This is a genomic window from Acidiphilium cryptum JF-5 (genome assembly GCF_000016725.1).
Classification (GTDB): Bacteria; Pseudomonadota; Alphaproteobacteria; order Acetobacterales; family Acetobacteraceae; genus Acidiphilium; species Acidiphilium multivorum.
Genome location: NC_009484.1, coordinates 2,835,454 through 2,857,725, shown reverse-complemented (window position 1 = coordinate 2,857,725; position 22,272 = coordinate 2,835,454). Strand labels below are relative to the sequence as shown.

The window sequence follows — 22,272 nt, the reverse complement described above, 5'->3', positions numbered from 1 at the left end:
ACCCCCGGCGGGCCGGTTCGGATAAACGATTTATATTCGCAATGTTTCAGATGTCCTCCAACAAAGTCGCGAGGCGTCGCGGGGGCACGATTTCGCTGATTGCGTTTTTATTGAGGGTCAACTAAATATAAACGGCAATCTTCTCAGGGAGGAAGCCGATGACAAAGAAGATAGAAGATCAGGTCAGTGACATTGTCGCGTCCCGCCTGCCGCGCCGCGCGGTTGCGCAGGGGGTGACGTTCGGCGCGGCGGCGGCGATGCTCGCCGCGGGGGCCCGCACCGCCGAGGCCGCCGGCAAGGATCCGTTTCCGACGCACAAGCGCTGGAAGTTCGTGTTCGTCAATCACGTCACCACCAACCCGTTCTTCGTGCCGACCCAGTACGGCATCCATGACGCCTGCCGCCTGCTCGGCTGCGAGTGGCAGTGGACCGGATCGCAGACCTCGAACGTGGCGCACATGGTGAACGCGATGGATGCGGCCATCGCCGGCAAGGCCGATGCGATCGCGGTGCCACTGGTCGACCCGACCGCGTTCAACAAGCCGACGGAACGCGCGCTGGAGGCGGGAATCGCCGTGTTCTCCTACAATGCCGACGCACCCGCCGGCTCGGGGAACAAGCGCCTCGCCTATATCGGCCAGGACCTGTTCCTCGCCGGCTACCAGATGGGCGAGAAGATCGTGAAGCTCGTCGGCTCCGGCGAGGTCGCGCTGTTCATCGCAACACCCGGCCAGCTCAACATCCAGCCGCGCATCGACGGCGCCGCGGCCGCGATCAAGAAGCTCGGCAAGAACATCACCTATCATGAAATCGCGACCGGGCCGACGGTGAACGAGGAACTCTCGAAGATCCGCGCCTATTATCTCGGTCACCAGCACGTGAAGGGCATGTTCGCGGTGGATGCCGGCTCGACCCAGGGCGTCGGCGAGGTGATGAAGCAGTTCGGCCTCGCCAAGAAGGGCGTGCATGGCGGCGGCTTCGACCTGCTGCCGAAGACGCTCGACCTGATCAACAGCGGCGATCTCGACTTCACCATCGACCAGCAGCCCTACCTGCAGGGCTTCTACACGGTCATGGAGATGTTCATGTTCCTCGCCTCCGGCGGACTGGTCGGGCCGGCCGAGATCAACACCGGCCTGAAATTCGTGACCAAGGGGGCGGTGAAGCCGTATCTCGACACGCATACGAGGTACGAGGGCAGCTCGTCGAAGGCGCAGATCGTGCCGCGCCACGGGCCGATCGCGGGCTGATGCCGCGCCGGCGCGGCGGGCGGCCGGCGTCCCGCGGGATGCGGCCGGCACCGCGCCGGACCTCCACCCTTCACCCATAAGGCCGGCCTGCGCGCGGGGCGGCGCCTGAGATCAGGGGAACGGCATGAGCCAGTCCAAAAGTTTGCGCCGACACGGCTCCCGCCTGTTCGCGCTGCGCGAGGCGAGCATTCTCGTCGTCGCCATCCTGCTGTTCGCGTATTTCGCGATCAGCAACGACAATTTCCTCTCCGGCCCGAACCTGCAGACGCTGTCGCAGTTCATTGCCCCGGCCGCCATCATCGCCTGCGGCGAGATCATGCTGCTGATCTGCGGCGAGATCGATCTGTCGGTCGGCCAGGTCTTCGCGCTCGCCCCGTTCATCATGGCGTTCAGCGTGAAGGCGGGGCTCGGCCTGTTCGTCGGCATCGTGCTCGCGCTGCTGGTTTCCGCCGTGGTCGGGCTGATCAACGGCGGCATCACGGTGCTGCTGCGCGTGCCCTCCTTCGTCACCACGCTCGGCACGCTGTTCCTGATCAACGGCTTCACCCTGACCATCTCGCGCGGCTATCCGGTGAACACGCCGGGCGGCACGGCGATCGCCAACATCTTCGGCGCGGCCGGCTACAGCGAATTCCTCTGGGCGCTGCTGATCGTGGTGATCATGCACATGGTGCTGCGCCACCGGCGCTGGGGGCTGCACACGATCGCGGTGGGCGGCAACCTGACCGGGGCGACCGAGGCGGGCATCAACGCCGCGCGGATCAAGGTGGGCAACTTCGTGCTCACCAGCGTGCTCGGCGGCATCACCGGCCTGCTGGAAGCGTTCCGCATCGGCTCGACCGATCCGCTCGCCGGCGGCACCAACGTGATGTTCCTCGCCGTCGCCTCGGGCGTGATCGGCGGCACCAGCCTCGCCGGCGGCTCGGGCACGATCATCGGCGGGCTGCTCGGCGCCACCGTGCTCGGCGTGCTGCAGGACGGCTTCACCCTCGCCGGCATCAACGCCTTCACCTTCGACATGATCATCGGCGCCGCCATCCTGATCGCGATGGTCGCCAATATCCGGGTCCAGGGCATGCGCAAGGGAGGACGGCGATGAGCGCCACCGTGAACGGAGCGGCGCCGGACGCGCTGCGGGCCGAGAACATCGTCAAGTCGTTCGGCGCGGTGACGGCGCTGTCGGGCGTGTCGCTGCACGTGAAGCGCGGCGAGGTGCTCGGCATTCTCGGCGACAACGGCGCCGGGAAGTCGACCCTGATGAAGATCATCACCGGCTTTCACAAGCCGACCGCCGGCCAGCTCTACGTGCAGGGCGAGGCGGTGGATCTCGCCTCGGTGGATCATGCGCGGGCCCTCGGCATCGAGTGCGTGTATCAGGACCTCGCCCTGGTCAACACACTGCCGATCTATCACAACATGTTCCTGAACCGCGAGCTCAGGACCCCGCTCGGCATGCTCGACCACAAGACGATGCGCCGGCGCGCGGCGGAGGCGCTCGAGGATATCGGCGTCAACATCCCCTCGGTCGACGAGGAGGTGGAGATGCTCTCGGGCGGGCAGCGGCAGGCGATCGCGATCGCCCGCGCGGTCTATACCGATGCCAAGATCCTGCTGCTCGACGAGCCGCTCGCCGCGATGGGCGCGCGCGAGGCCGGGCTGATCATCGACCTGATCCAGCGCCAGCGCGCCCGCGGCGACATCTCGATCATCATGATCATGCACAACTATGCCCAGACCCTGGAGATTGCCGATCGCGTCATGCTGATGCAGCATGGCGAGGTGACGTTCTCGGGGGCGGCGCGCGACACCTCGGTGGAGGAACTGCTCGAGATCGTGCGGCGCGAATACCGCGCGGCAAGGGCGCGCTGACGCCCTGAGCCGGCGACGATACATCACGACGGAAGAAGGATCATCATGACCGCACACGCCAACGCAATCTATCCGAGCCTCAAGGACCGGGCGGTGTTCATCACCGGCGGCGGCGGTGGCATCGGCGCCTCCGTCGTCCAGCATTTCGCCGAGCAGGGCAGCCGCATCGTCTTCGTCGACATCGACGCGGCGGGCGGCCAGCGCGTGGTCGAGCAGGTGATGGCGAAGGGTCATGCCGCGCCGCATTTCTTCCAGTGCGACCTGCGCGACATCGAGGCCCTCAAGGCCACGATCGCGAAAGGGGCGGAAGCGGTCGGCCCGTTCACCGTGCTGGTGAACAACGCCGCCCATGACGAGCGCCACCCGACGATGGACGTGACGGTGGAATATTGGGAGGACCGGCTGCAGGTGAACCTGCGGCACCAGTTCTTCGCCGCCCAGGCGATCATCCCGATGATGAAGGCCGCCGGCGGCGGCGCCATCGTCAATTTCGGCTCCAGCAGCTGGCACAAGGGCCAGGGCGGCATGCCGGCCTACGTGACCGCCAAGGCCGGCATCGAGGCGCTGACGCGCAGCCTCGCGCGGGATTTCGGGCCGGACAACATCCGCGTGAACTGCGTGGTGCCGGGCTGGATCATGACCGAACGGCAGATCGAGAAATGGCTGACGCCGGAAGGCGAGGAAACGCTGATGAAGCAGCAGTGCCTCAAGCAGAAGCTGACGCCCGCCGATGTCGCGCGGATGGTGCTCTGGCTCGCCGCCGACGACAGCCGGATGGTGACCAGCCACAATTTCTTCGTCGACGCCGGGTGGATCTGAGCGGCACGGGCGGATGACCGGCCGCCGATGATCGGGCTCGACTGGGGGACGACGCGGCTGCGCGCCTTCCGCATCGCGGAGGATGGCGTGGTCCGCGACGTGCGGCGTGCCGATCGCGGCGTGCTGAGCGTGAAGCCGGGCGGCTTCGCCGACACGCTGCGCGACATCGCCGGCGACTGGCTGGAGGCCGGCGAGCGGCGCGTGCTGATCGCCGGCATGGCCGGCAGCCGCCAGGGTTGGCAGGAAGTGCCGTATCTCGACTGTCCGGCGGAGTTCGGCGCCATCGCCGCCGCGGCGCGGCCGGTGGCGTTCGACGCGGCGGAGGTGTTCATCCTGCCCGGACTTGCGGCGCGGGACGAAGCGGGAGTGCCGGAAGTGATGCGCGGCGAGGAGACGCAGATCGTCGGCGCCGCGGACGGCGACGCGCGCCGGCTCGTCTGCCTGCCGGGGAGCCATTCGAAATGGGCTACGGTGGCCGCCCGGCGGATCGAGGGGTTCCGCTCCTACATGACCGGCGAGGCGTTCGCCGCGATCGGCGGGGCGACGATCCTCGCGCAGACGATCGAGGCCGGCGCGCCGGACCCGGCCGCCTTCGCCGACGGCGTTGCCCGGGCGGGCCAGCCGGGCGGGCTGCTGCACCATCTCTTCGGCGTGCGGACCAGGGTCCTGCTCGATGGCGTGGCGAAGACCGCCGCGCGCGCCTATCTCTCGGGCCTGCTGATCGGCCACGAGGTGCGCCACGCGCTGCCGCCGGGCGCGGCCGAGGTGACGCTGATCGGCGATGCCGCGCTGTGCGGCCTTTACCGCGACGCGATCGAATTGTGCGGCGGCGCGGCGCGAATTCATGACGCCGGGGCGGGCGATGCCGCCTGTCTTGGCCTTGCCCGGCTCGGGGAGCAGCTTCCATGGCGACACTGAAAGATCATCTCGACGCCTGCCCGCTGGTCGCGATCCTGCGCGGCATTTCGCCGGACGAGGCGGAGGCGGTGGGCGAGGCGCTGGTCGGGGCCGGGCTGCGGATCATCGAGGTGCCGCTGAACTCGCCCGACCCGTTCGAGAGCATCGCCCGCCTCGCCCGCCGCTTCGGCGACCGCGCGCTGATCGGGGCCGGAACGGTGATGACGGCCGCGGACATCGCCCGGCTTGCCGGCGCCGGCGGACGGCTGATGGTCACCCCGCACGCCGATCCCGATCTCGTGCGGGAGGCCAAGCGGCACGGGCTGCTCGCCCTGCCCGGCTTTTTCACCCCGGCCGAGGCTTTCGCGCTGATCGGGGCCGGCGCGGACGGGCTGAAGCTGTTTCCGGCCGAGGCGGCGAGCCCGGCGGTGCTCAAGGCCCTGCGCGCGGTGCTGCCGCCGGCGCTGCCGGTGCTGCCGGTCGGCGGCGTCTCGCCGGAGACGATGGCGCCCTGGCGCGCCGCCGGGGCGATGGGATTCGGCATCGGCTCCGGGCTCTATCGCCCGGGCGATGACGCCGCCGCGGTGCGCGAAAAGGCGGACGCGTTCATCTCTGCGCTCAAGGCCTGACCGGGCCGCGCCCCCCTCTGGTCTTCGCGGCGTTTGTCTTTTATCGTTTGACGGCAAGGGCCGGAGAAGCCGGCCGCAACGAAGAGGGGGAAGGGCGCCGCCATGTCCGAGGCTTTTCACGTCTATGACGAACGCTTTCGTTCGATGCTGCTGTTCAATGCGGCAATCGAGAAAATCGCCACGGGCTTCCGCTGGGCGGAAGGGCCGGTGTGGATCGGCGAGCAGAACTGCCTGCTGTGGAGCGACATTCCGAACGACCGGATGATGCGCTGGACGACCAACGGGACGGTCGACGTCTATCGCGCGCCGGCGCGGTACACCAACGGCCATACCCGCGACCGCCAGGGGCGGCTGATCAGCTGCGAGCATGGCGGCCGCTGTGTCAGCCGCACCGAATACGACGGCTCGGTGACCATCCTGGTCGACCGTTTCGAGGGAAAGCGGCTGAATTCGCCCAACGACGTCGTCGTGAAATCGGACGGCACGATCTGGTTCACCGACCCCGATTACGGCATCTGGAGCGACTATGAGGGCCATCGCGCGGAAAGCGAGATCGGCGCCTGCAACGTCTATCGCTTCGATCCGGCCAGCGGCGCGCTCGGCATCGTCGCCAGCGATTACGAGCGGCCGAACGGCATCGCGTTCAGCCCGGATGAATCGAAACTCTATGTCGCCGATACCGGCATGACCCACCGGCCCGATGGCCCGCATCACATCCGGGTGCATGACGTGATCGACGGCGCGCGGCTCGGGCCGGGCAGGGTCTTCGCGGAAATCCCGAACGGTTTCGCCGATGGCTTCCGGCTCGACGAGCACGGCAATGTCTGGTCGAGCTGCGGCACGGCGAACGGCGTTGCCGTCTTCGCGCCGGACGGCACGCCGCTCGGCAAGATCGACCTGCCGGAGGCGACCAGCAACCTCGTGTTCGGCGGACCGAACCGCAACCGCCTGTTCATGACGGCGACGAGTTCGGTTTACGCGCTCTACGTCGCAGTCCGCGGCAACAAGACAGTGTAACTGCACCTTTATTTCGTTTGTCAGCCACCGGGAAGTGCTGTATCGAACCGATAATAAACCGTCCAGAATGAAGGGAGGATGTTCATGGAATTCGACAACCAGACCGCTGATCCGATCGGCGGCCTCGATCTGACGGGCGCAACGCGCCGCACGCTGATCACCGGCCTCGCGGGCGGGCTCGGCCTGGCCGCCCTGCCCCGCTTCGGCCTCGCCAACGGCCGCAAGCTCAAGATCGCGCTCTCGAACTCGTATATCGGCAACGAGTGGCGCATCGAGATGGTCAACCTCTTCAAGGCGGCGCTGCAGATGGAGCCGTACAAGAGCGAGATCGAAGGCTCCTACTACAACTCCGGCAACAACGTCTCGCAGGAAAGCCAGCAGATTTCCGGCATGATCGCCGAGCGGGCCGACGCCATCCTGGTCGACGCCGCCTCGCCGACCGGGCTGAACGGCATCATCCAGCAGGCGCATGCGCGCGGCATCCTCGTCGTCTCCTTCGACAATGTCGTCACCACGCCGGCGGCGCTGAAGGTGAACACCGACCAGTTCAAGTTCGGCGAAACCCTCGCCGAGTGGCTGGTGAAGAAGCTCGGCGGCAAGGGCAACGTCATCATGGTGACCGGCGTTGCCGGCACGACGGTGAACCAGCAGCGCAATCTCGGCGCCGAATCGGTGTGGAAGAAGCACCCCGGCATCAAGGTGGTCAGCCGCTTCGCGGGCGACTGGGATTCGGCGACCGCGGAGAAGAACACCGCCTCCGTGCTGCCCTCGCTGCCCAAGGTCGACGGCATCTGGTGCCAGGGCGGAACCGACGGCGTGCTGAAGGCGTTCATCGCCGCCAACCGTCCGCTGCCGCCCACCGCCGGCGAGGCCGAGAACGGGTTCCGCAAGTTCATGGTCGGCTACATGGGCCACAAGGTCGATGGCCTGTCGATCGGCCAGCCGCCCTATCTGGTGCTCGTCGCCCTTGAACTGGCGCGCCAGGTGCTGAACAAGAAGTATCCGCGCAAGGACATCACCATTCCGTTCCCGTTCGTGACCGACGCGACGGTGAAACCCGGCGTGACGGTGTTCCCCAACCTGCCGGACAGCTTCTTCGCCGACTTCACCGACAGCGGACCTGACGCGGTCGTGAAGGTCTGCGTCGATGCCGCGCTGCATGGCAAGCCCTGCGGCGGCAAGCTGACCGTTCACCTGCCCAAGGCATGACCGCGCCCGCAATCGCGGCGCGTGGCATCAGCAAGTCGTTCGGCGGCGTCAAGGCCCTTACCAGGGCCTCGATCGCCGTCGCACGCGGCAGAGTTCATGCGCTGGTGGGCGAGAACGGCGCCGGCAAGTCGACCCTGATCAAGATTCTCGGCGGCCGCATCCCGCCGGATGAAGGCACGGTGGAAATGGCCGATGGCGGGCTGCGCGTCGGCACCGTGTTCCAGGAGCTGACGCTGCTGCCCTTCATGACCGTGGCGGAAAACCTGCTGCTCGGCCGCGAACCGCGCACCGGGCTCGGCCTGATCGACCGGGCCGCGATGCCGGCGATCGCCGAGGCGGAACTCGCCGGCCTCGGGATCACCCATATCGACACCCGCGCCCTTGCCGCCGATATCTCGCTCGCCGAGCGACAGATCATCGAGATTGCCCGGGTTATCATGTCCGAGCCGCAGGTGCTGCTGCTCGACGAGCCGACCTCGGCGCTGGTCGAGCGCGAGGTGGCCTGGCTGTTCGGGCAGATCCGCGCGCTGCGCGAGAAGGGGGCGGCGATCGTCTTCACCTCGCACCGCTGGGGCGAGATCACGAGCATCGCCGACGAAATCACCATTTTCCGCAACGGCACCGATGTCGGCACCTTCACCTCGATCGCCGAGGACGAGGCGATCACGCTGATGACCGGCCAGAAGCTCGATGCGGTCTTTCCGCCGCGCGACGCCCCGCCGGCGGCGCCGGCGCGCCTCACGCTGCGCGGCGCGCGGGCCGAGGGGACCGGGCTGCTCGATCTCGACCTGCATCCGGGTGAGATCCTCGGCATCGGCGGCCTCGCCGGGCACGGCCATCGCGCCCTGTTCTTCGGCCTGTTCGGCGCGCCAGGCTTCCGCGAGGGGCGGGTCGAGATCGACGGCAAGCCGGTGCGCATCGCCTCGTCGCGCGACGCCATGCGCGCCGGCATCGCGCTCGTGCCGGAGGACCGCAAGAGCGAGGGGCTGTTCCTGTCGCTCTCCGTGCGCGACAATTTCACTCTGCCGATCCTGCGTCGGCTCTCCCGTTTCGGCATTCTGCGGCTGGGGGCGGAGCGCGCGCTGGTGGCTGAAAACATCCGGCGGCTCGCCGTGCGGACGCCCTCGGCGGCGCAGCGCGTCGGCGCGCTGTCGGGCGGCAACCAGCAGAAGGTGCTGCTCGGCCGCTGGCTGATGACGCAGTCGCGCATCCTGCTGCTCTACGACGTCACCCGCGGCGTCGATGTCGCGACCAAGCACGAGATCTATGAACTCGTCGCCGGGCTCGCGCGCGAGGGCTATGCGATCCTGTTCTATTCGTCGGATGCCGAGGAACTCGCCCATCTCTGCCATCGGGTGAAGGTGATGCGGCGCGGCGCCTTCGTCGCCGAGATTGCGGCGGCGGACCTGTCCGCGGAGGCGATCGTCGCCGCCGCCATGCGTGAATCCGGTCAGAAAGAGGTGCCCAATGCCGCCTGACGCCACGGCCGCCGCGCTGCCGCGCGGAAGCCGCCTCGGCCACACGATCGCCCAGAATATCGGGCTGATCCTCGCCTGCGCGATCCTGATCCTCGCGGTGTTCGGCTTCGCGCTGATCTACGGGATCGAACAGCATCGCCTGCCGGGCAATTTCGAGCTGACCTCGGCCGTCAACTCCGCCATCCCGCTGGTCTTTGCCGCGGTCGGGCAGAGCTTCGTGGTGCTGACCCGCGGAATCGACCTTTCGGTCGGCGGTGTCGTCGATCTCGCCAATGCGATGGCCGCCGTGACGATGGGCAAGACGCTTGGCAGCGCGCTCGGCTGGTCCGCGATCATCCTGATGACGGGGGCGGCCTGCGGGCTGGTGAACGGGTTGCTGGTCGCGTTCGGCCGGTTGCCGCCGATCGTGGTCACCCTGGCGACCCTGTCGATCTTCCAGGGCCTGGCGATCCGCGTCCTGCCCGAGCCGGGCGGCGCGATCCCACCCGCCTACACGAACCTGCTGGTCAACCCTAACGGGCCGTGGGCGCTGGTCTACATCCTGGTGCTGGGCCTGGGCTGGGCGGCGTTCCGGCGGTCGCGCATGGGCGTGGATCTCTATGCGATCGGCAATGACGAGGCCTCGGCCTCGGCGCTGGGCGTGAACGTGCTGCGCACCAAGATCATCGCCTATGTGCTCGACGGCACGCTGGGCGCTGCGGCCGGGCTGTTCCTTGCCGCCTCGGCCACAGCGGGCGACGCGACGACCGGCAACTCCTACACGCTGTCATCGATCGTCGCGGTCGTGCTCGGCGGTATTTCGCTGTTCGGCGGACGCGGCTCGGCGATCGGCGCGATCGCCGGCGCCTTCATCACCACCCTCATCGTCAACATCCTGTTCTTTGGTCACGTGAACCCGCTCTACCAGTCCTTCTACGAAGGCGTGTTCCTGATCATCGCGGTCGTGCTGGGCGGCGCCATCGGCGGCGCGATCAGGCGGCGGCGATGAGCGCGCTCTCCGTCGACACGCGGCGCATCCTCTATGCGATCGCCGCCGCCATCGCCCTGTTCCTGATCGGCGAAGCCGCCCATCCCGGCTTCCTGTCCGGCGGCAGCGTTTCCTCGATCCTGGTGATCGCCTCCTTCGTCGGCCTGGTGGCGGCGGGGCAGTGCTTCGTCATCCTGATCGGCGGCATCGATCTTTCGGTGCCCTGGGTGCTCAACGCCGCGGCGATCCTGCTCACCACCACCTCGCTCGGCAAGAACGCCGCCGCGCCGGAGGCGATCGTGGTCGCCCTCGGCATGGGGCTGCTCGTCGGCGCCGCGAACGGGATCGGTGTTGCCTTCCTCGGCATTCCCGCGGTGGTGATGACTCTCGCCATGAACGGCATCGTCGAGGGGCTGACCCTCGGGCTGACCGGCGGCTTCACCTGCTCGTCGTGCTCGTCCTACGCGCCGCCGGCGATCCAGACCCTGGCGCATGGCACCCTGCTCGGCATTCCCGACGCGCTCTGGCTCTGGGCGGTGATTACCGCGCTGGTGAGCGGCGCCCTCGCCGTGACGCGCTTCGGACGCGCGACCTACGCACTCGGCACCAACCCGCTCGCCGCGACCCTCGCGGGGATCGACGCGCGGCGGATGACGATCCTGCTCTATGCATTGTGCGGCGGGTTCGCGGCACTCGGCGGCGTCATGCTGGTGGGCTTCGGCGGGCAGGCCTCGCTCGGGCTCGGCGATCCCTACCTGTTCACCTCGATCGCCGCGGTGGTGATCGGCGGCGTAAACATCCTCGGCGGGCGCGGGAACTATCTCGGCGTCGCCGCCGGCGCGGTCAGCCTGACCGTGCTGGTCTCGGTGCTGCTCGCGCTTTCGATGCCCGACTATGTCCGCAGCATCGCCTATGGCGTCGTCATCCTCGCGCTGCTGCTCGCCTATGGGCGGGAGAAGGAACGGTGAGCGCCTGGCAGCCGGCCGGGTGCTACCCCGATCCGGCGATCCACACGCTCTCGCCGTCCTTCGCGCGCTACCGGCTGTTCAACGCGGCGGTCGAGCGGCTGGCCGAGGGATGCCGCTGGGCCGAAGGGCCGGTCTGGTTCGGCGATGGGCGCTTCCTGCTGTGGAGCGACATTCCGAACGACCGGATGCTGCGGTGGGATGAGACCGATGGCAGCGTCAGCGTGTTCCGCCAATCCTCGGGCCATGCCAACGGCAACACCCGCGACCGGCAGGGACGGCTGATCACCTGCGAGCATGGCGGGCGGCGTGTCATCCGCACCGAGATCGACGGCAGCATCACCGTGCTGGCGGACGGATTCGGCGGGCGGCGGCTCAATTCGCCCAACGACGTCGTGGTGAAATCCGATGGCAGCATCTGGTTCACCGATCCGCCGTTCGGCATTGCCGGGTGGTATGAGGGGCATCGCGCCGAGGCGGAGCTGGCCCCGGCGATCTACCGGATCGACCCGGTGACGGGCACTGTCACTATGGTGGCCGACGACATCGCGGGACCGAACGGACTGGCGTTCTCGCCGGATGAGAGCCGGCTTTACGTCGTCGCCTCGCGATCGGAGCCCCACCGCGCCATTCACGTGTTCGACGTGGTGGACGGAAGCCGCCTTGCGAACAACCGGCGGCTGATCGATGCCGGCCCAGGCGGCACGCCGGACGGCTTCCGCGTCGATATCGATGGCAATCTCTGGTGCGGCTGGGGCATGGGCGACCCGGCGCTTGACGGGGTGATGGTCTTCGATCCCGAGGGAACGCCGATCGGCCGCATCGCCTTGCCGGAACGCTGCGCGAATGTCTGTTTTGGCGGACGGCACCGCAACCGGCTGTTCATGGCGGCGAGCCGGAGCATCTACGCGCTCTACGTCAACACCCAGGGCGTGCGCGGCGGCTGAAATCCCCGCCATCGTCCCGATGGCGGGGATGGTGGTGGTTCAGAAATCTTCCCAGTCATCGGCGTCGGCACGGCCTGGAGCCGCCGGGAGAGCCGCGAGGACGGCCGGTCTTGGCGCGTGACGCGGCGCCGGCCTTGCGGGCGCGGCAGGGCGCGGCTTCACCGGTCGCGGCGCCGTGTCCACGACGCCACCGAGATCAAACCGTGCGATGAGGCTGGCAAGCTGTTCCGCCTCCTGCGCGAGGTTATGGCTGGCGGCGGTGGATTCCTCGACCATGGCGGCATTCTGCTGCGTGGTCTGGTCCATCTGGCCGACGGCGGTATTCACCTGCACCAGCCCGGTCGACTGCTCCTGCGCCGAGGCGGCGATTTCGCCGACGACGCCGTTGATCTCGCCGATCTGGGCAACGATCCGCTCCAGCGCCCGGCCGGTCTGCCCGACCAGGTCGACCCCCGCGACCACCTGCTGGTTCGATGCGGAAATCAGCGTCTTGATCTCCTTGGCCGCGTCGGCCGAACGCTGCGCCAGCGCGCGCACCTCGGAGGCGACCACGGCGAAACCGCGCCCCGCCTCGCCGGCCCGCGCCGCCTCGACACCCGCGTTCAGCGCCAGCAGGTTGGTCTGGAAGGCGATCTCGTCGATCACGCCGATGATGTTGCCGATCTGCTTCGACGACGCCTCGATCTCGCCCATCGCCTGCACGGCCTGGGACACCACGGTGCCGCCGCGCTGGGCGTCGTGCTGCGCCGTATCGACGACACCGCGCGCATGGACCGCGGCCTCCGCGGTCTTGCGCACCGTCGCGGTGATCTCTTCGAGTGCTGCGGCGGTTTCCTCGAGGGTGGCGGCCTGCTGCTCGGTGCGGCGCGAGAGATCATCGGCGGCCGAGGAAATCTCGTTCGTTCCGGAGCGGATCGCCGACGTGTTGGCGGCCACAACGCGCATCGCCTCCTGCAGGCGGTCCATCGCAACATTGAAATCGTTGCGAAGACGCTCGTATTCGGACGAGAAGGCCTCGTTCAGGCGGAAGGTGAGCCGGCCGGCCGCCAGTTGTTCGAGGCCGCCGGCGACGGCATCGAGAACAAGGGCCAGCTGCTTGGCGGCGGCCTCGCGTTCGGCATCGGCGCGGGCGCGCTCGGTCTCGCGCTGGCGGGCGAGCGCCGCGGCCTCGGCCTCCAGCCGCGCCTTCTCGATGCCCGCCGACTTGAAGATCTCGACCGCGCGCGCCATTCCCCCGATTTCGTCCTTGCGGTCGGTAAACGGCACGAGGGCCTCGAAATCTCCCCGTGCGAGTTGGGTCATCGCCGCGGTCATCGCCCGCAGGATCGAGCTGATCTTGCGCTGGATGAGATACATCACGATGAGGAACAGCGCGAAGATCGGCACGAAGATCGCGGCGAAACGCGAGACATTGCGCCAGAACTCGGCGTTGATGTCGTTGATGTAGGCGCCGGTGCCGATGTACCAGCCCCACCCGGGAACCTGGCCCATGAAGGAGATCTTGGGCTCGGGTTTCGTCGATCCAGCCTTGGGCATGTAATAGTGGCCGAAGGCAGGGTGCCCCGCGCGGATCGAATCGATCATGACCCGGTCGGTGTAGTGGCCGAACATGTCCTTCGCATCATAGCGGTCGGTGCCGATCAAGGCCTTGTCGACATGCTGAAGGCCGATGCCCTTGCGGCTGTCCACGAAATAGTAGTCGCCATGATCGAACCGGGCGGCGCCGAGCGCCTTGAGCGCGAGCGCCTTCGCCTGCGGCTGCGGCATGGATCCGCTCTCCGCCATCTTGACGAAGCTGCTGGTGATGTTGACGGCATCACTGACAAGGGCGCGGATTTCCGCCTTTCTGCCCTGCATTCCGATCTGGTAGGAGGCAAGAAGCCCGAGAACCATGGCGATAAGCGTCATCACGATGCCGAACGCACCGAGCGCGGCAAACTGGTAACGGATCGAAAGCTTGTTGAGCACTGCATGCCTCCACAGACGCGTCGCGCATGCATGCCAGCTCTTGGTTAAAGAACCGTTTTGCCCGGTCGGGAAGGCGAAAAAAAACCGGACCAGTGCGTCAGATTTTCATTTATATGCGGAAATTGCAATATATTTCATTGGCCCATGAAATAGAAAAGTCTCGTTTTTTAAATCTTGGCGCATCATCCAGAAGAATAATAACGATAGGTACTATTTCGACGGAAATGACCTTTTCAACAAAATTTCTGGTTGTATTTTTAAAGATTATTTTCTATCACTATATTCTGGATCATATCGTAATATTTTTAATACATTCTGCAATAATTTCATGAGGCCGCGTTGATAGCATCCCCCCCCGCGATCCACGGAGTGGGGAGGCCATGCGACATACCGCTTACGAAGGTTTCGCCGCCCGACCTGCCGAGTCCGTCTTTGGCAACGGGGCACAGGCCCATACCGGCGGTGCGGGCGGCAGAGCGGCAGCGGACCGGGTGATGGTCGGCCAGTCTCCGGCGATGCTCAGGACATTCGAGCTGATCCGGAGATTCGCACCTGTCGATGCGCCAGTGCTCATCACCGGGGAGACCGGCACGGGAAAGGAACTCGCCGCCCGCGCGATCCATGACCGGTCAAACGCCTGCGACGGCCGTTTCGTGGCGATCAACTGCGCCGCCCTGCCCGCCAGCCTGATTGCCTCGGAACTGTTCGGCTACGAGAAAGGTGCCTTTACCGGGGCCGCCGCCCGGCGGGTCGGGCTGATCGAGATGGCCGATGGCGGCTCTCTCTTCCTGGACGAGATCGGCGACCTGCCTCTCGAATTGCAGGGTCATCTGCTGCGATTCCTTCAGGAGGGGCAGATCTTCCGCCTTGGCGGGCGCGAGCCGGTCAGCGTGCGCACCCGCGTCATCGCCGCCACCCATGTCGATCTCCACCGCGCGATCGAGGACGGGCGGTTCCGCGAGGATCTGTTCTACCGGCTCAACGTCCTGCAGATCGAGATGCCACCGCTGCGCGCCAGGGACGGCGATATCGAGCTCCTCGCCATGGTCGTGCTGCGCAGCGCCGTCCGCGAACTCGGCCTCGCGATCGACGGGTTCTCGCCCGAGGCGCTGGCGGCGCTGCGCCGGCACGGCTGGCCGGGCAATGTGCGCGAACTGGTCTCGACCGTTCGGCGCGCCGCGGTGATGGCCAGCGGACGGCTGATCGAGGCGGCCGACCTCGCCCTGCCCGCGCCACGAGAGACGGCACGGCAACGGGTCGCCACCGGCCCGCATGGCGCAATCGACCGCGAGGCCGTGCTCGCGGCCCTGGCACGCTGCGGCCAGAACCGCGCCAGGGCCGCGCGGGAGCTCGGGATTGCCCGCGTCACGCTTTACCGCGTGCTGCAGCGCGCGGCGACGACCGACCCAAACAGGGAGACCATTGATGAGGACTGATACCAGACGGCGCCGCCGGGCCACGGCGGCGGCGGCGCTGCTCGCGGCGACGGGATTCGCCCTGCCCGCGGCTGCGGCGCCGGCCGAGGCGGCGGGCGACGGCGCGTCGCTCGAACAGTTGCGGGCCAGCATCGCGCGCGCGGAGGCGCGGCTGGAGAAGACACGGGCCGAACTCGACCGCGAGCGCGCGGAGCTCGACCGCCAGGGCGCGCTGCTCGATGCCGAGATGCGGCGCATCAGGGGGGCGGGACCGGGACCGACCGTCGCCGCACAAAATCCCGCCGACGCCACGGCGCCCGCTGATACCGCACCGCCATCGGCGGAACAGACCTCGGCGCCGATCACCGAACCCAAGCCGAAGGAACGGCGGGAGGCGAGGGTCCTCCAGACTTCGCCGCTGCAATCGGTCGGCGGCGTGCTGACCCCGCGCGGCACGCTCGTGATCGATCCCTCGCTCGAATACGACTACTCGGCGGAAGACCAGCTGAGCCTGAACGGGTTCACCATCCTGCCCGGCATCACCTTTGGTCAGCTTCTGCTCGCGCGCGTGCGGCAGAGCGTGATCACGCCGGCGCTGACCCTGCGCTACGGCCTGACCGACCGGCTGGAACTGAGCGCCAAGATTCCCTTCGTCTACGCCTATCAGGAGACCGTCACCCAATCGATCCTGCAGCAGAGCGGCGGCGGGACGACGGTGAACGTGCTCGCCCCGAGCGCCCATGCGGCGGGACTCGGCGACATCCAGTTCGGCGCCAGCTACCAGTTCAATTCAGGCGCCGACGGCATGCCGATCCTGGTCGGAAACGCGATCTTCAAGACCGCGACGGGCACGAGCCCGTTCTCGGTGCCGGTCTACACCACCAACGATCCGAACGGCGGGATCATCTCCGGCATCCAGAAGAAGGTGCCGACCGGCACCGGGTTCTATTCGCTTGAACCCAGCCTGACGGTGCTCTACCCGACGGCACCGGGGATCCTGTTCGCCAACCTGCTTTACATCCACAATTTCGGCCGGACGGTAGAGGTGCAGGATCCGGGCGGCGGACCGCCGATTCCGGCGGACGCCAAGCCGGGCGACGCGGTGGCCGCCACGTTCGGCATCGGGTTCGCCCTCAACGATCAGACCACGTTCACGTTGAGCTACCAGCAGGAACACGTTTTCGGCGCGACGTTCAACCATGCGGCGGTGAAGGGGTCTTCCTACGATTTCGGGACGTTCAATTTCGGCGTCGGCTACCAGCTCTCGAAATCCACCACGATCAATCTCGGCGTCGGCATCGGCGCGGGCCCGAATGCGCCCGTCGCGAAGGTGCTCATCGACGTGCCGATCCGGTTCTGAGGGATCGCACATGTATCCGTATCACGCGTTTCATGAGCCGTTTCATGATACGGCGGGGCCAGCCGGCGAAATCGGGCCAGACACCATTTTTCCCTTGTTTTTCAGCCCATTGACCGTGATGCGCGGATTGGCACGCGGCTTGCTGATGAATGTTCATGCAGATGCGGGATCCGCCATCCGGCCCGCGGCTGCAGGGGCCGCGGCGCGCGCAGCGACCCGGCCCACGCAACCCGAACCACAGGAGTGACCCATGCGGACTTCCCTTCTTTTCGCCGGCGTCTCGGCCCTCGCCCTCGGGCTCGGCTTTGGCGTGGCCCATGCGGACAACGGCGGCTCCCACGGACCGAGCCACTCGACCGTGTCGAGCTACAACAAGACCAACACCAACAACTCAAACCACCAGTCCTGGTCGAGCCGGACGGCCAACTCGAACAACGAGACCGAGACCAACATGGCGGCGGCGTCGTCCGGCGGCGTGGCGGCGAACAACCACAGCCTGGCGATCAGCGCCTCGCTGTCGAACTTCGCGAACAGCTACAAGACGATCTCGAACTACCACCTCGCCACCGCGACGACGAACGGCTCGGTCATGGCCGGCGCCATGGCGAGCGGCGGCGGCAGTGGCGGGCCGGGCGGCATGGACTGGAAGAAGGGGCGGAACGGCAAAGGTTCATCCGGAGCACCGGTGGTTTCGATGAACGCCTCCCTCAACAACACGGCGAACGGCACCGGCATCGTGACGGCGCAGGTCAACGCCGGCGTGAACTCGCTGCAGCAGAACACGGTCGCGCTGTCGTCCGTGGTTTCGGGCAGTTCCAACACCTCCGTGTTCCATTGATCGGTCCGTCCGGGCCTCACGCGGCCCGGACGACATCGAATGGAACCGCCATGGTCCGGCCCGTCCGGGCCATGGCTTTCGGGAGAGAGTGCGATGGACAGGCTTGATGGCCGGACGACCGGCGTGGCGCGGCGGATAGTGCGGGTGACCGTGGCCAGCCTCGCGCTGATCGGCTGCGCGATGATCGTGGCGCCGCCTTTCGCCCGCGCGGCAGGCAATGGCGCCCCGGATACGTCGCTGCTCGGCGCGCTGAAGGGCAACGAGCTGCACGGCGCCGCCCTGGGCCGGCTGCGCGCAGGCGGCGTCGTGATCCAGAACGCCACGACCGACGGCTCCGTGAGCGGATCGGTCGGCCGCGGCGCGGTTACCGGAACGGTAAGCGCCAGCAACGCAATCAACAACAATGCCGGAATCACCACGGTGTTCCAGAACAGCGGCAACAACGCGCTGATCCAGAACACGATGACCATCAACGTGACGATGCACTGACGCCACCGCGCCGCCGCGGCCGTTTCCGCGGCGGCGCAATTTCCGAGAGGGACGACGATGACGCAGACCCCTCAGCCTCGCGACCGGACCAGGCTTTCCGGCACGCATGCGCCGGGATGCCGCGCCATTCTGGCAGCCCTCTGCCTCGCCTGCGGGATTGCCGGGCCGGCGGCGGCGGGCAATTTTCCGATCAACGGACTGAGCCTCGGTGCCGGCAGCGTCAACATGCCGATCCAGAGTTTCGAGTCGATGCGGTTCAGCCAGACGATTCACCAGGCCTATGATTTTTCCTGCGGATCGGCGGCGCTCGCAACGCTTCTGACCTATGCCTATCATCGGCCGGTGACGGAGAAGAAGGTCTTCCTCTCCATGTTCCGGAACGGCAATCGCGAGGCGATCGAGCGATACGGCTTCTCGCTGCTCGACATGAAGACCTATCTCGCGCGCGAGGGCATTCCCTCCGGCGGGTTCGACGCGCCGCTCTCGAAGCTCGCAGGGCTGCATGTGCCGGCGATCGTGCTGATCAACGACCATGGCTACCATCATTTCGTCGTTGTCCGCAGTATCGCGGAAGGCCGCGTGCTGCTCTCCGATCCGGCGGTCGGCCTGCGATCGGAGAGCGTCGCGCGATTCCGCAAGCAATGGAGCGGCATCTTCTTCCTCATCCTCAGCCAGGCGGAGATCGCACAGAAAAACTACAACGATCCGTCGCTCTGGCAGGGGAGCCCTCCGGCGCCGACCGAGATCGCGCGCTATGCGCTGAGCCTCGCCAGGCTGCAGGAGGTGACGATCCCGATCGCGAACCGCTTCTGAAGCGGCTCGCGGCATGACGCCCACGAAAGGACCATGACCATGACCGATCGTTCCGCGATTTCGCGTATTCTCCGCAGTGCCGCGCTGCTCGGGGCCTTCACGGCCGGGGGCGCGGCATCGGCGCAGGCCGCGGGGCCATTCGCGGCGCTCGGGGCCGGCGCGGCGCTGAGCGATGCGCGCCTTGCCTCGATCCGCGGCGGATTCGACCTGACGCCGCAACTGACGGTCGACTTCGCCTACCGGCAGGTGACCACCGTGAACGGCACGGTCATCGCCGCCGTGGCGATCCCGCAAATCCATCTCGCGTTCGGCCCGGCGACTGCGGCACTGTCGCTGCCCTCGATCGCGACGACCACGACGCCATCGGTTGGCGCGACGGGTTCGGCCCCGCCGACACCGCCCGCTCCCAACACTGCCACCCCGTCTGTTCCGACGCCCCTTCCCGCCCCGACCGTGACTTCCCCGGCGGCCCTGGTGCACAGCGTCTCGAATGTCGGCGGCACCAATGTCGCGACCACCTTCTCGTCAAGCGGCATCGCCACCATCATCGCCAATACGGCGAACAATGCGCTGATCCAGAACCAGATCGCGGTGGATATCGGCACGACCGGCATGTCCACGCTGCTGACCGGCCAGGCGCATGCCATGATGATATCCCAGGCCATGACCGATGCGACGCGCAATCTCCGTTAGCGTAGCGCGGCGCGCGACCGCCCTTCTGCTCGGCTGCGGCATCGCGCTGTGGGCTGCGGGGCCTTCATATGCGGCCGGCCCCGCGGCCCCGCGGCCGGGAGATTTCGCCGGGCTACGGCTGGTTGCCCTGCCTGATGCGGCACTGGCCCGTACCACCGGCACAGGGATCGCCTCCCCGCCGGTGGTCATCCGCGTGCCGGACCGCGGCCGGGTTGCGCTCTGGGACGAGCTGACCGCCAAGCCCGGCGATCTCGGTCTGCCGGCCGGCCAGGTCACGATCACGCTCAACGGCCGTTAGAGCGTCATCCGATCCGGCAGGATCGGAAAGTGCGCGAGTGCGCCATGCCTTCCGGCGCGCTGTCGCTCGTCAGACCGGCTCCCAGGAAAACACGTCGTGGCTACGCTCCAGCGGCGTCAGCGACGAACGCAGCGCGGGAAATGCATGATCGCGGAGCAGTTCCGGCGTCCATCCGCCATCGCGCTGCACGGAGCGCAATGGCCGGCTCTGGCTCATCACGAAGATCTCGTTCCGGCGGATGGTGAAAACCTGGCCGGTCACGTCGCGTGCCGCGTCCGAGGCGAGAAAGACGGCGAGCGGCGCATTATGCTCGGGATTGATTTGCTGAAGGCGTGCCATGCGAGCCCTGTCATCCTCCGTTTCGGCGCGGAACGCGCTGGCCGCGCGCGTCCAGGCGAAAGGCGCAACGGCATTGGAACGGACATTGTAACGTTGCATGTCGATCGCGATCGACCGCGACAGGCCGACAATGCCGAGCTTCGCCGCCGCATAGTTCGCCTGACCGGCATTGCCGATCAACCCTGACGTGCCGGTCATGTGCACGAAGGCGCCGGATTCCTGGCGGCGGAAATGTTCGGCGGCGGCACGGCTGACGAAGAAGCTGCCGTTCAGGTGAACGCCGACCACCGAAAGCCAGTCCTCCGGCGTCATTCGGTGGAAGATTGCATCGCGCAGGATTCCGGCGTTATTGACCACGATGTCGAGGCGACCGAAAGCGTCGAACGCGGTCTCGACGATGCGGCGGGCAGAGTCCCAACGGCTGACCGTCTCGCCACAGACGACGGCACGGCCGCCGCCCGCCTCGATGATCAGCTTCGTCTGCTCGGCCGGAACCGAGGAGCCGCCTTCGCCGGCCGGCGAGACGCCGATATCCGCGATCACCACAGCGGCGCCGGCGGCGGCCATCGCGACTGCAACGGCGCGGCCGATACCGCTGCCCGCCCCCGTGACGATGGCGACCCGGCCTTCCAACATCGGCGCTGCGTGCATCTCGTTCATGGTCCTCTTGCGCGTCACCGGCGACCGCCGCGGAATGGCGGGCCGGATCGTCTATTCACCGCGGAATGCCGCCGCCCTCTTTGCGAAGAAGGCTGCGCGGCCCTCGCGATGATCGGCGCCGAGAAGCTGCGCAGCCTGCATGCCGGCCGACCAGGCGAGCGTCGGCATGAGCGACGAGCCGTCGAGGATCTTCTCGCGCGGCGGGACGACGGCGCGAGTCACGGCGACGCGCCAGCCCCGGCAAATCGCGCGAGACCGTGGTTGACGATCATGACATTGCGCTCGGCCACGCGGGCGCGGAACGATCCATCGCGCCAGATCTCGGTGCGGATCGTCTCGCCGGGCAGGACGGGGGCGGTGAAGCGGAGCTGGAGCTCGCGGAAGCGGGTCGCATCGTAATCGCCGAGGGTCCGCAGCAGCGCATGCGCGACCACGCCGAGGGTGCACAACCCATGCAGGATCGGCCGCTCGAAACCGGCGGCCGCGGCCACGGCGGGGTCGGCATGCAGGGGATTGTCGTCGCCGTTGAGGCGATAGAACAGCGCCTGTTCCGGCCGGGTCGGCAGTTCGACGACGAAATCCGGCGGGCCGCCCGGCACCGGCGGCGGCCGCCGCACCGGGCCGGTGGGGCCACCGAAACCGCCGTCGCCGCGCAGGAACGTGGTGCTGCGAGCCGTGGCGTAGAGCGCGCCACTCGCCGCATCCAGAACCTGCTTTTCCATGTAGAGCAACGCGCCGCGGCCGGCCCCCTTGTCGACCAGGCCGGTCACCCGTGTGCGCCCGACGATCTCGCCCTCGACGGGCAGCGGCAAATGCTGCTCGAGCGCCTGTTCCCCATGCACGAGACGGACCGCGTCGACCCCGATGCGCGGATCGGTAAGCCAGAATCCCGGATGCCCCAGCACGAGCGCCATCCACGGCAGAGCGTGCAGCTGGCGGTGTTGATCGACAAAGTCGAGCTGGCGCGGATCGGTCGGATCCTGCGCCATGCCGACCGACAACGCATAAAACGCGACGTCACGGGGCGTAACGCGTTGACTGATATCGGGGATCGGAAAATTCAGCAGCAATTCGGGATCGATTGTCACAATTCCTCCTCAGGTTCACCGGAACCTGCAGGCTCGGGGCAAACCGGATGTCCGGCAGCATTCCGGCATGCACGGGCAAGCAGCGCAAGGTTCCCGAATGTTAGAAATGGCCGGCGCATGTCGATTTACGTCCGCAACGACCGCGCGTCAGCGATCAGGCCGCGCTCGTCCAGGCCGTCGTATGCCGCACGCGATCCTGACGGCACCGGAACGTTCATGGGCTGTGAACCTCTCCGAGGTAGATTCCGTTCCGGATAGCATCCG

The 22,272-nt window shown here is 67.4% G+C and carries 23 protein-coding genes; 19 read left to right on the top strand and 4 right to left on the bottom strand.

Features of this window, described 5'->3' with window-relative positions:
* Positions 1–158 precede the first annotated feature (158 nt).
* From ACRY_RS15510 to ACRY_RS15455, 12 genes are all read left to right on the top strand, one after another.
* Positions 159–1,250, top strand: coding sequence for a sugar ABC transporter substrate-binding protein (locus tag ACRY_RS15510; protein ID WP_012040173.1), 1,092 nt, complete (start codon positions 159–161; stop codon positions 1,248–1,250).
* A gap of 124 nt (positions 1,251–1,374) precedes the next feature.
* On the top strand, positions 1,375–2,349 hold the full coding sequence (locus ACRY_RS15505) for an ABC transporter permease (RefSeq protein ID WP_012040172.1): 975 nt from the start codon (positions 1,375–1,377) through the stop codon (positions 2,347–2,349).
* On the top strand, positions 2,346–3,119 hold the full coding sequence (locus ACRY_RS15500) for an ATP-binding cassette domain-containing protein (RefSeq protein ID WP_007423380.1): 774 nt from the start codon (positions 2,346–2,348) through the stop codon (positions 3,117–3,119). The genes ACRY_RS15505 and ACRY_RS15500 overlap by 4 nt, the downstream gene beginning before the upstream one ends.
* A gap of 45 nt (positions 3,120–3,164) precedes the next feature.
* A complete protein-coding gene (locus ACRY_RS15495) occupies positions 3,165–3,938 on the top strand; it encodes an SDR family NAD(P)-dependent oxidoreductase (RefSeq protein ID WP_012040171.1) in 774 nt (257 codons plus the stop codon).
* 27 nt (positions 3,939–3,965) lie between these two features.
* Entirely contained in the window at positions 3,966–4,856 is an 891-nt protein-coding gene (locus ACRY_RS15490; RefSeq protein WP_012040170.1) for a 2-dehydro-3-deoxygalactonokinase, read from the top strand.
* Positions 4,844–5,464 (top strand): 2-dehydro-3-deoxy-6-phosphogalactonate aldolase, encoded by a 621-nt coding sequence (locus ACRY_RS15485; protein ID WP_007423376.1) that lies wholly within the window; start codon positions 4,844–4,846, stop codon positions 5,462–5,464. Before ACRY_RS15490 ends, ACRY_RS15485 begins: the two co-directional genes overlap by 13 nt.
* Before the next feature lie 102 nt (positions 5,465–5,566).
* On the top strand, positions 5,567–6,481 hold the full coding sequence (locus tag ACRY_RS15480) for an SMP-30/gluconolactonase/LRE family protein (protein ID WP_012040169.1): 915 nt from the start codon (positions 5,567–5,569) through the stop codon (positions 6,479–6,481).
* Positions 6,482–6,565: 84 nt separating this feature from the next.
* Positions 6,566–7,690, top strand: a complete 1,125-nt coding sequence (locus ACRY_RS15475; protein ID WP_012040168.1) for a sugar ABC transporter substrate-binding protein — start codon at positions 6,566–6,568, stop codon at positions 7,688–7,690.
* Complete coding sequence (locus ACRY_RS15470; protein ID WP_012040167.1) at positions 7,687–9,168, top strand: sugar ABC transporter ATP-binding protein; 1,482 nt, start codon at positions 7,687–7,689, stop codon at positions 9,166–9,168. The genes ACRY_RS15475 and ACRY_RS15470 overlap by 4 nt, the downstream gene beginning before the upstream one ends.
* Positions 9,158–10,156: an ABC transporter permease gene (locus ACRY_RS15465; RefSeq protein ID WP_012040166.1), complete on the top strand. Its 999-nt coding sequence runs from the start codon at positions 9,158–9,160 to the stop codon at positions 10,154–10,156. Before ACRY_RS15470 ends, ACRY_RS15465 begins: the two co-directional genes overlap by 11 nt.
* Positions 10,153–11,103, top strand: coding sequence for an ABC transporter permease (locus ACRY_RS15460; protein ID WP_007424627.1), 951 nt, complete (start codon positions 10,153–10,155; stop codon positions 11,101–11,103). Before ACRY_RS15465 ends, ACRY_RS15460 begins: the two co-directional genes overlap by 4 nt.
* The gene (locus ACRY_RS15455) at positions 11,100–12,047 is read left to right on the top strand and encodes an SMP-30/gluconolactonase/LRE family protein (protein ID WP_007424626.1); all 948 of its coding nucleotides are present in this window, start codon (positions 11,100–11,102) and stop codon (positions 12,045–12,047) included. The genes ACRY_RS15460 and ACRY_RS15455 overlap by 4 nt, the downstream gene beginning before the upstream one ends.
* A gap of 39 nt (positions 12,048–12,086) precedes the next feature.
* On the opposite strand, the gene ACRY_RS15450 is transcribed toward ACRY_RS15455, so the two are convergent.
* Positions 12,087–14,015 carry a methyl-accepting chemotaxis protein gene (locus tag ACRY_RS15450; RefSeq protein WP_012040165.1) on the bottom strand — a complete coding sequence of 643 codons (1,929 nt, stop codon included), beginning with the start codon at positions 14,013–14,015 and terminating at the stop codon, positions 12,087–12,089.
* Between the two features lie 380 nt (positions 14,016–14,395).
* Here ACRY_RS15450 and ACRY_RS15445 point away from each other — a divergent pair, with 380 nt between their 5' ends.
* The 7 genes from ACRY_RS15445 (at position 14,396) to ACRY_RS15415 (ending at position 19,921) form a co-directional block, all read left to right on the top strand.
* Positions 14,396–15,451 carry a sigma-54 interaction domain-containing protein gene (locus ACRY_RS15445; protein ID WP_012040163.1) on the top strand — a complete coding sequence of 352 codons (1,056 nt, stop codon included), beginning with the start codon at positions 14,396–14,398 and terminating at the stop codon, positions 15,449–15,451.
* Positions 15,441–16,790, top strand: coding sequence for a hypothetical protein (locus tag ACRY_RS15440; RefSeq protein ID WP_012040162.1), 1,350 nt, complete (start codon positions 15,441–15,443; stop codon positions 16,788–16,790). The genes ACRY_RS15445 and ACRY_RS15440 overlap by 11 nt, the downstream gene beginning before the upstream one ends.
* Before the next feature lie 250 nt (positions 16,791–17,040).
* On the top strand, positions 17,041–17,628 hold the full coding sequence (locus ACRY_RS15435; RefSeq protein WP_012040161.1) for a hypothetical protein: 588 nt from the start codon (positions 17,041–17,043) through the stop codon (positions 17,626–17,628).
* Between the two features lie 93 nt (positions 17,629–17,721).
* Positions 17,722–18,117, top strand: coding sequence for a hypothetical protein (locus tag ACRY_RS15430; protein ID WP_007422629.1), 396 nt, complete (start codon positions 17,722–17,724; stop codon positions 18,115–18,117).
* A 57-nt stretch (positions 18,118–18,174) separates the two neighbouring features.
* A complete protein-coding gene (locus tag ACRY_RS15425) occupies positions 18,175–18,930 on the top strand; it encodes a C39 family peptidase (protein WP_012040160.1) in 756 nt (251 codons plus the stop codon).
* A 39-nt stretch (positions 18,931–18,969) separates the two neighbouring features.
* Positions 18,970–19,623 carry a hypothetical protein gene (locus tag ACRY_RS15420; protein ID WP_012040159.1) on the top strand — a complete coding sequence of 218 codons (654 nt, stop codon included), beginning with the start codon at positions 18,970–18,972 and terminating at the stop codon, positions 19,621–19,623.
* Positions 19,601–19,921, top strand: a complete 321-nt coding sequence (locus ACRY_RS15415; protein WP_012040158.1) for a hypothetical protein — start codon at positions 19,601–19,603, stop codon at positions 19,919–19,921. Before ACRY_RS15420 ends, ACRY_RS15415 begins: the two co-directional genes overlap by 23 nt.
* A gap of 69 nt (positions 19,922–19,990) precedes the next feature.
* On the opposite strand, the gene ACRY_RS15410 is transcribed toward ACRY_RS15415, so the two are convergent.
* Genes ACRY_RS15410 through ACRY_RS15405 form a run of 3 tightly spaced genes read right to left on the bottom strand, consistent with a single transcriptional unit; the run spans position 19,991 to position 22,008 of the window.
* The gene (locus ACRY_RS15410) at positions 19,991–20,920 is read right to left on the bottom strand and encodes an SDR family oxidoreductase (RefSeq protein ID WP_152982811.1); all 930 of its coding nucleotides are present in this window, start codon (positions 20,918–20,920) and stop codon (positions 19,991–19,993) included.
* Between the two features lie 51 nt (positions 20,921–20,971).
* Positions 20,972–21,142 carry a hypothetical protein gene (locus tag ACRY_RS19815; RefSeq protein ID WP_155856387.1) on the bottom strand — a complete coding sequence of 57 codons (171 nt, stop codon included), beginning with the start codon at positions 21,140–21,142 and terminating at the stop codon, positions 20,972–20,974.
* Positions 21,139–22,008, bottom strand: a complete 870-nt coding sequence (locus ACRY_RS15405) for a MaoC/PaaZ C-terminal domain-containing protein (RefSeq protein ID WP_012040156.1) — start codon at positions 22,006–22,008, stop codon at positions 21,139–21,141. The genes ACRY_RS19815 and ACRY_RS15405 overlap by 4 nt, the downstream gene beginning before the upstream one ends.
* Positions 22,009–22,272: the final 264 nt, after the last annotated feature.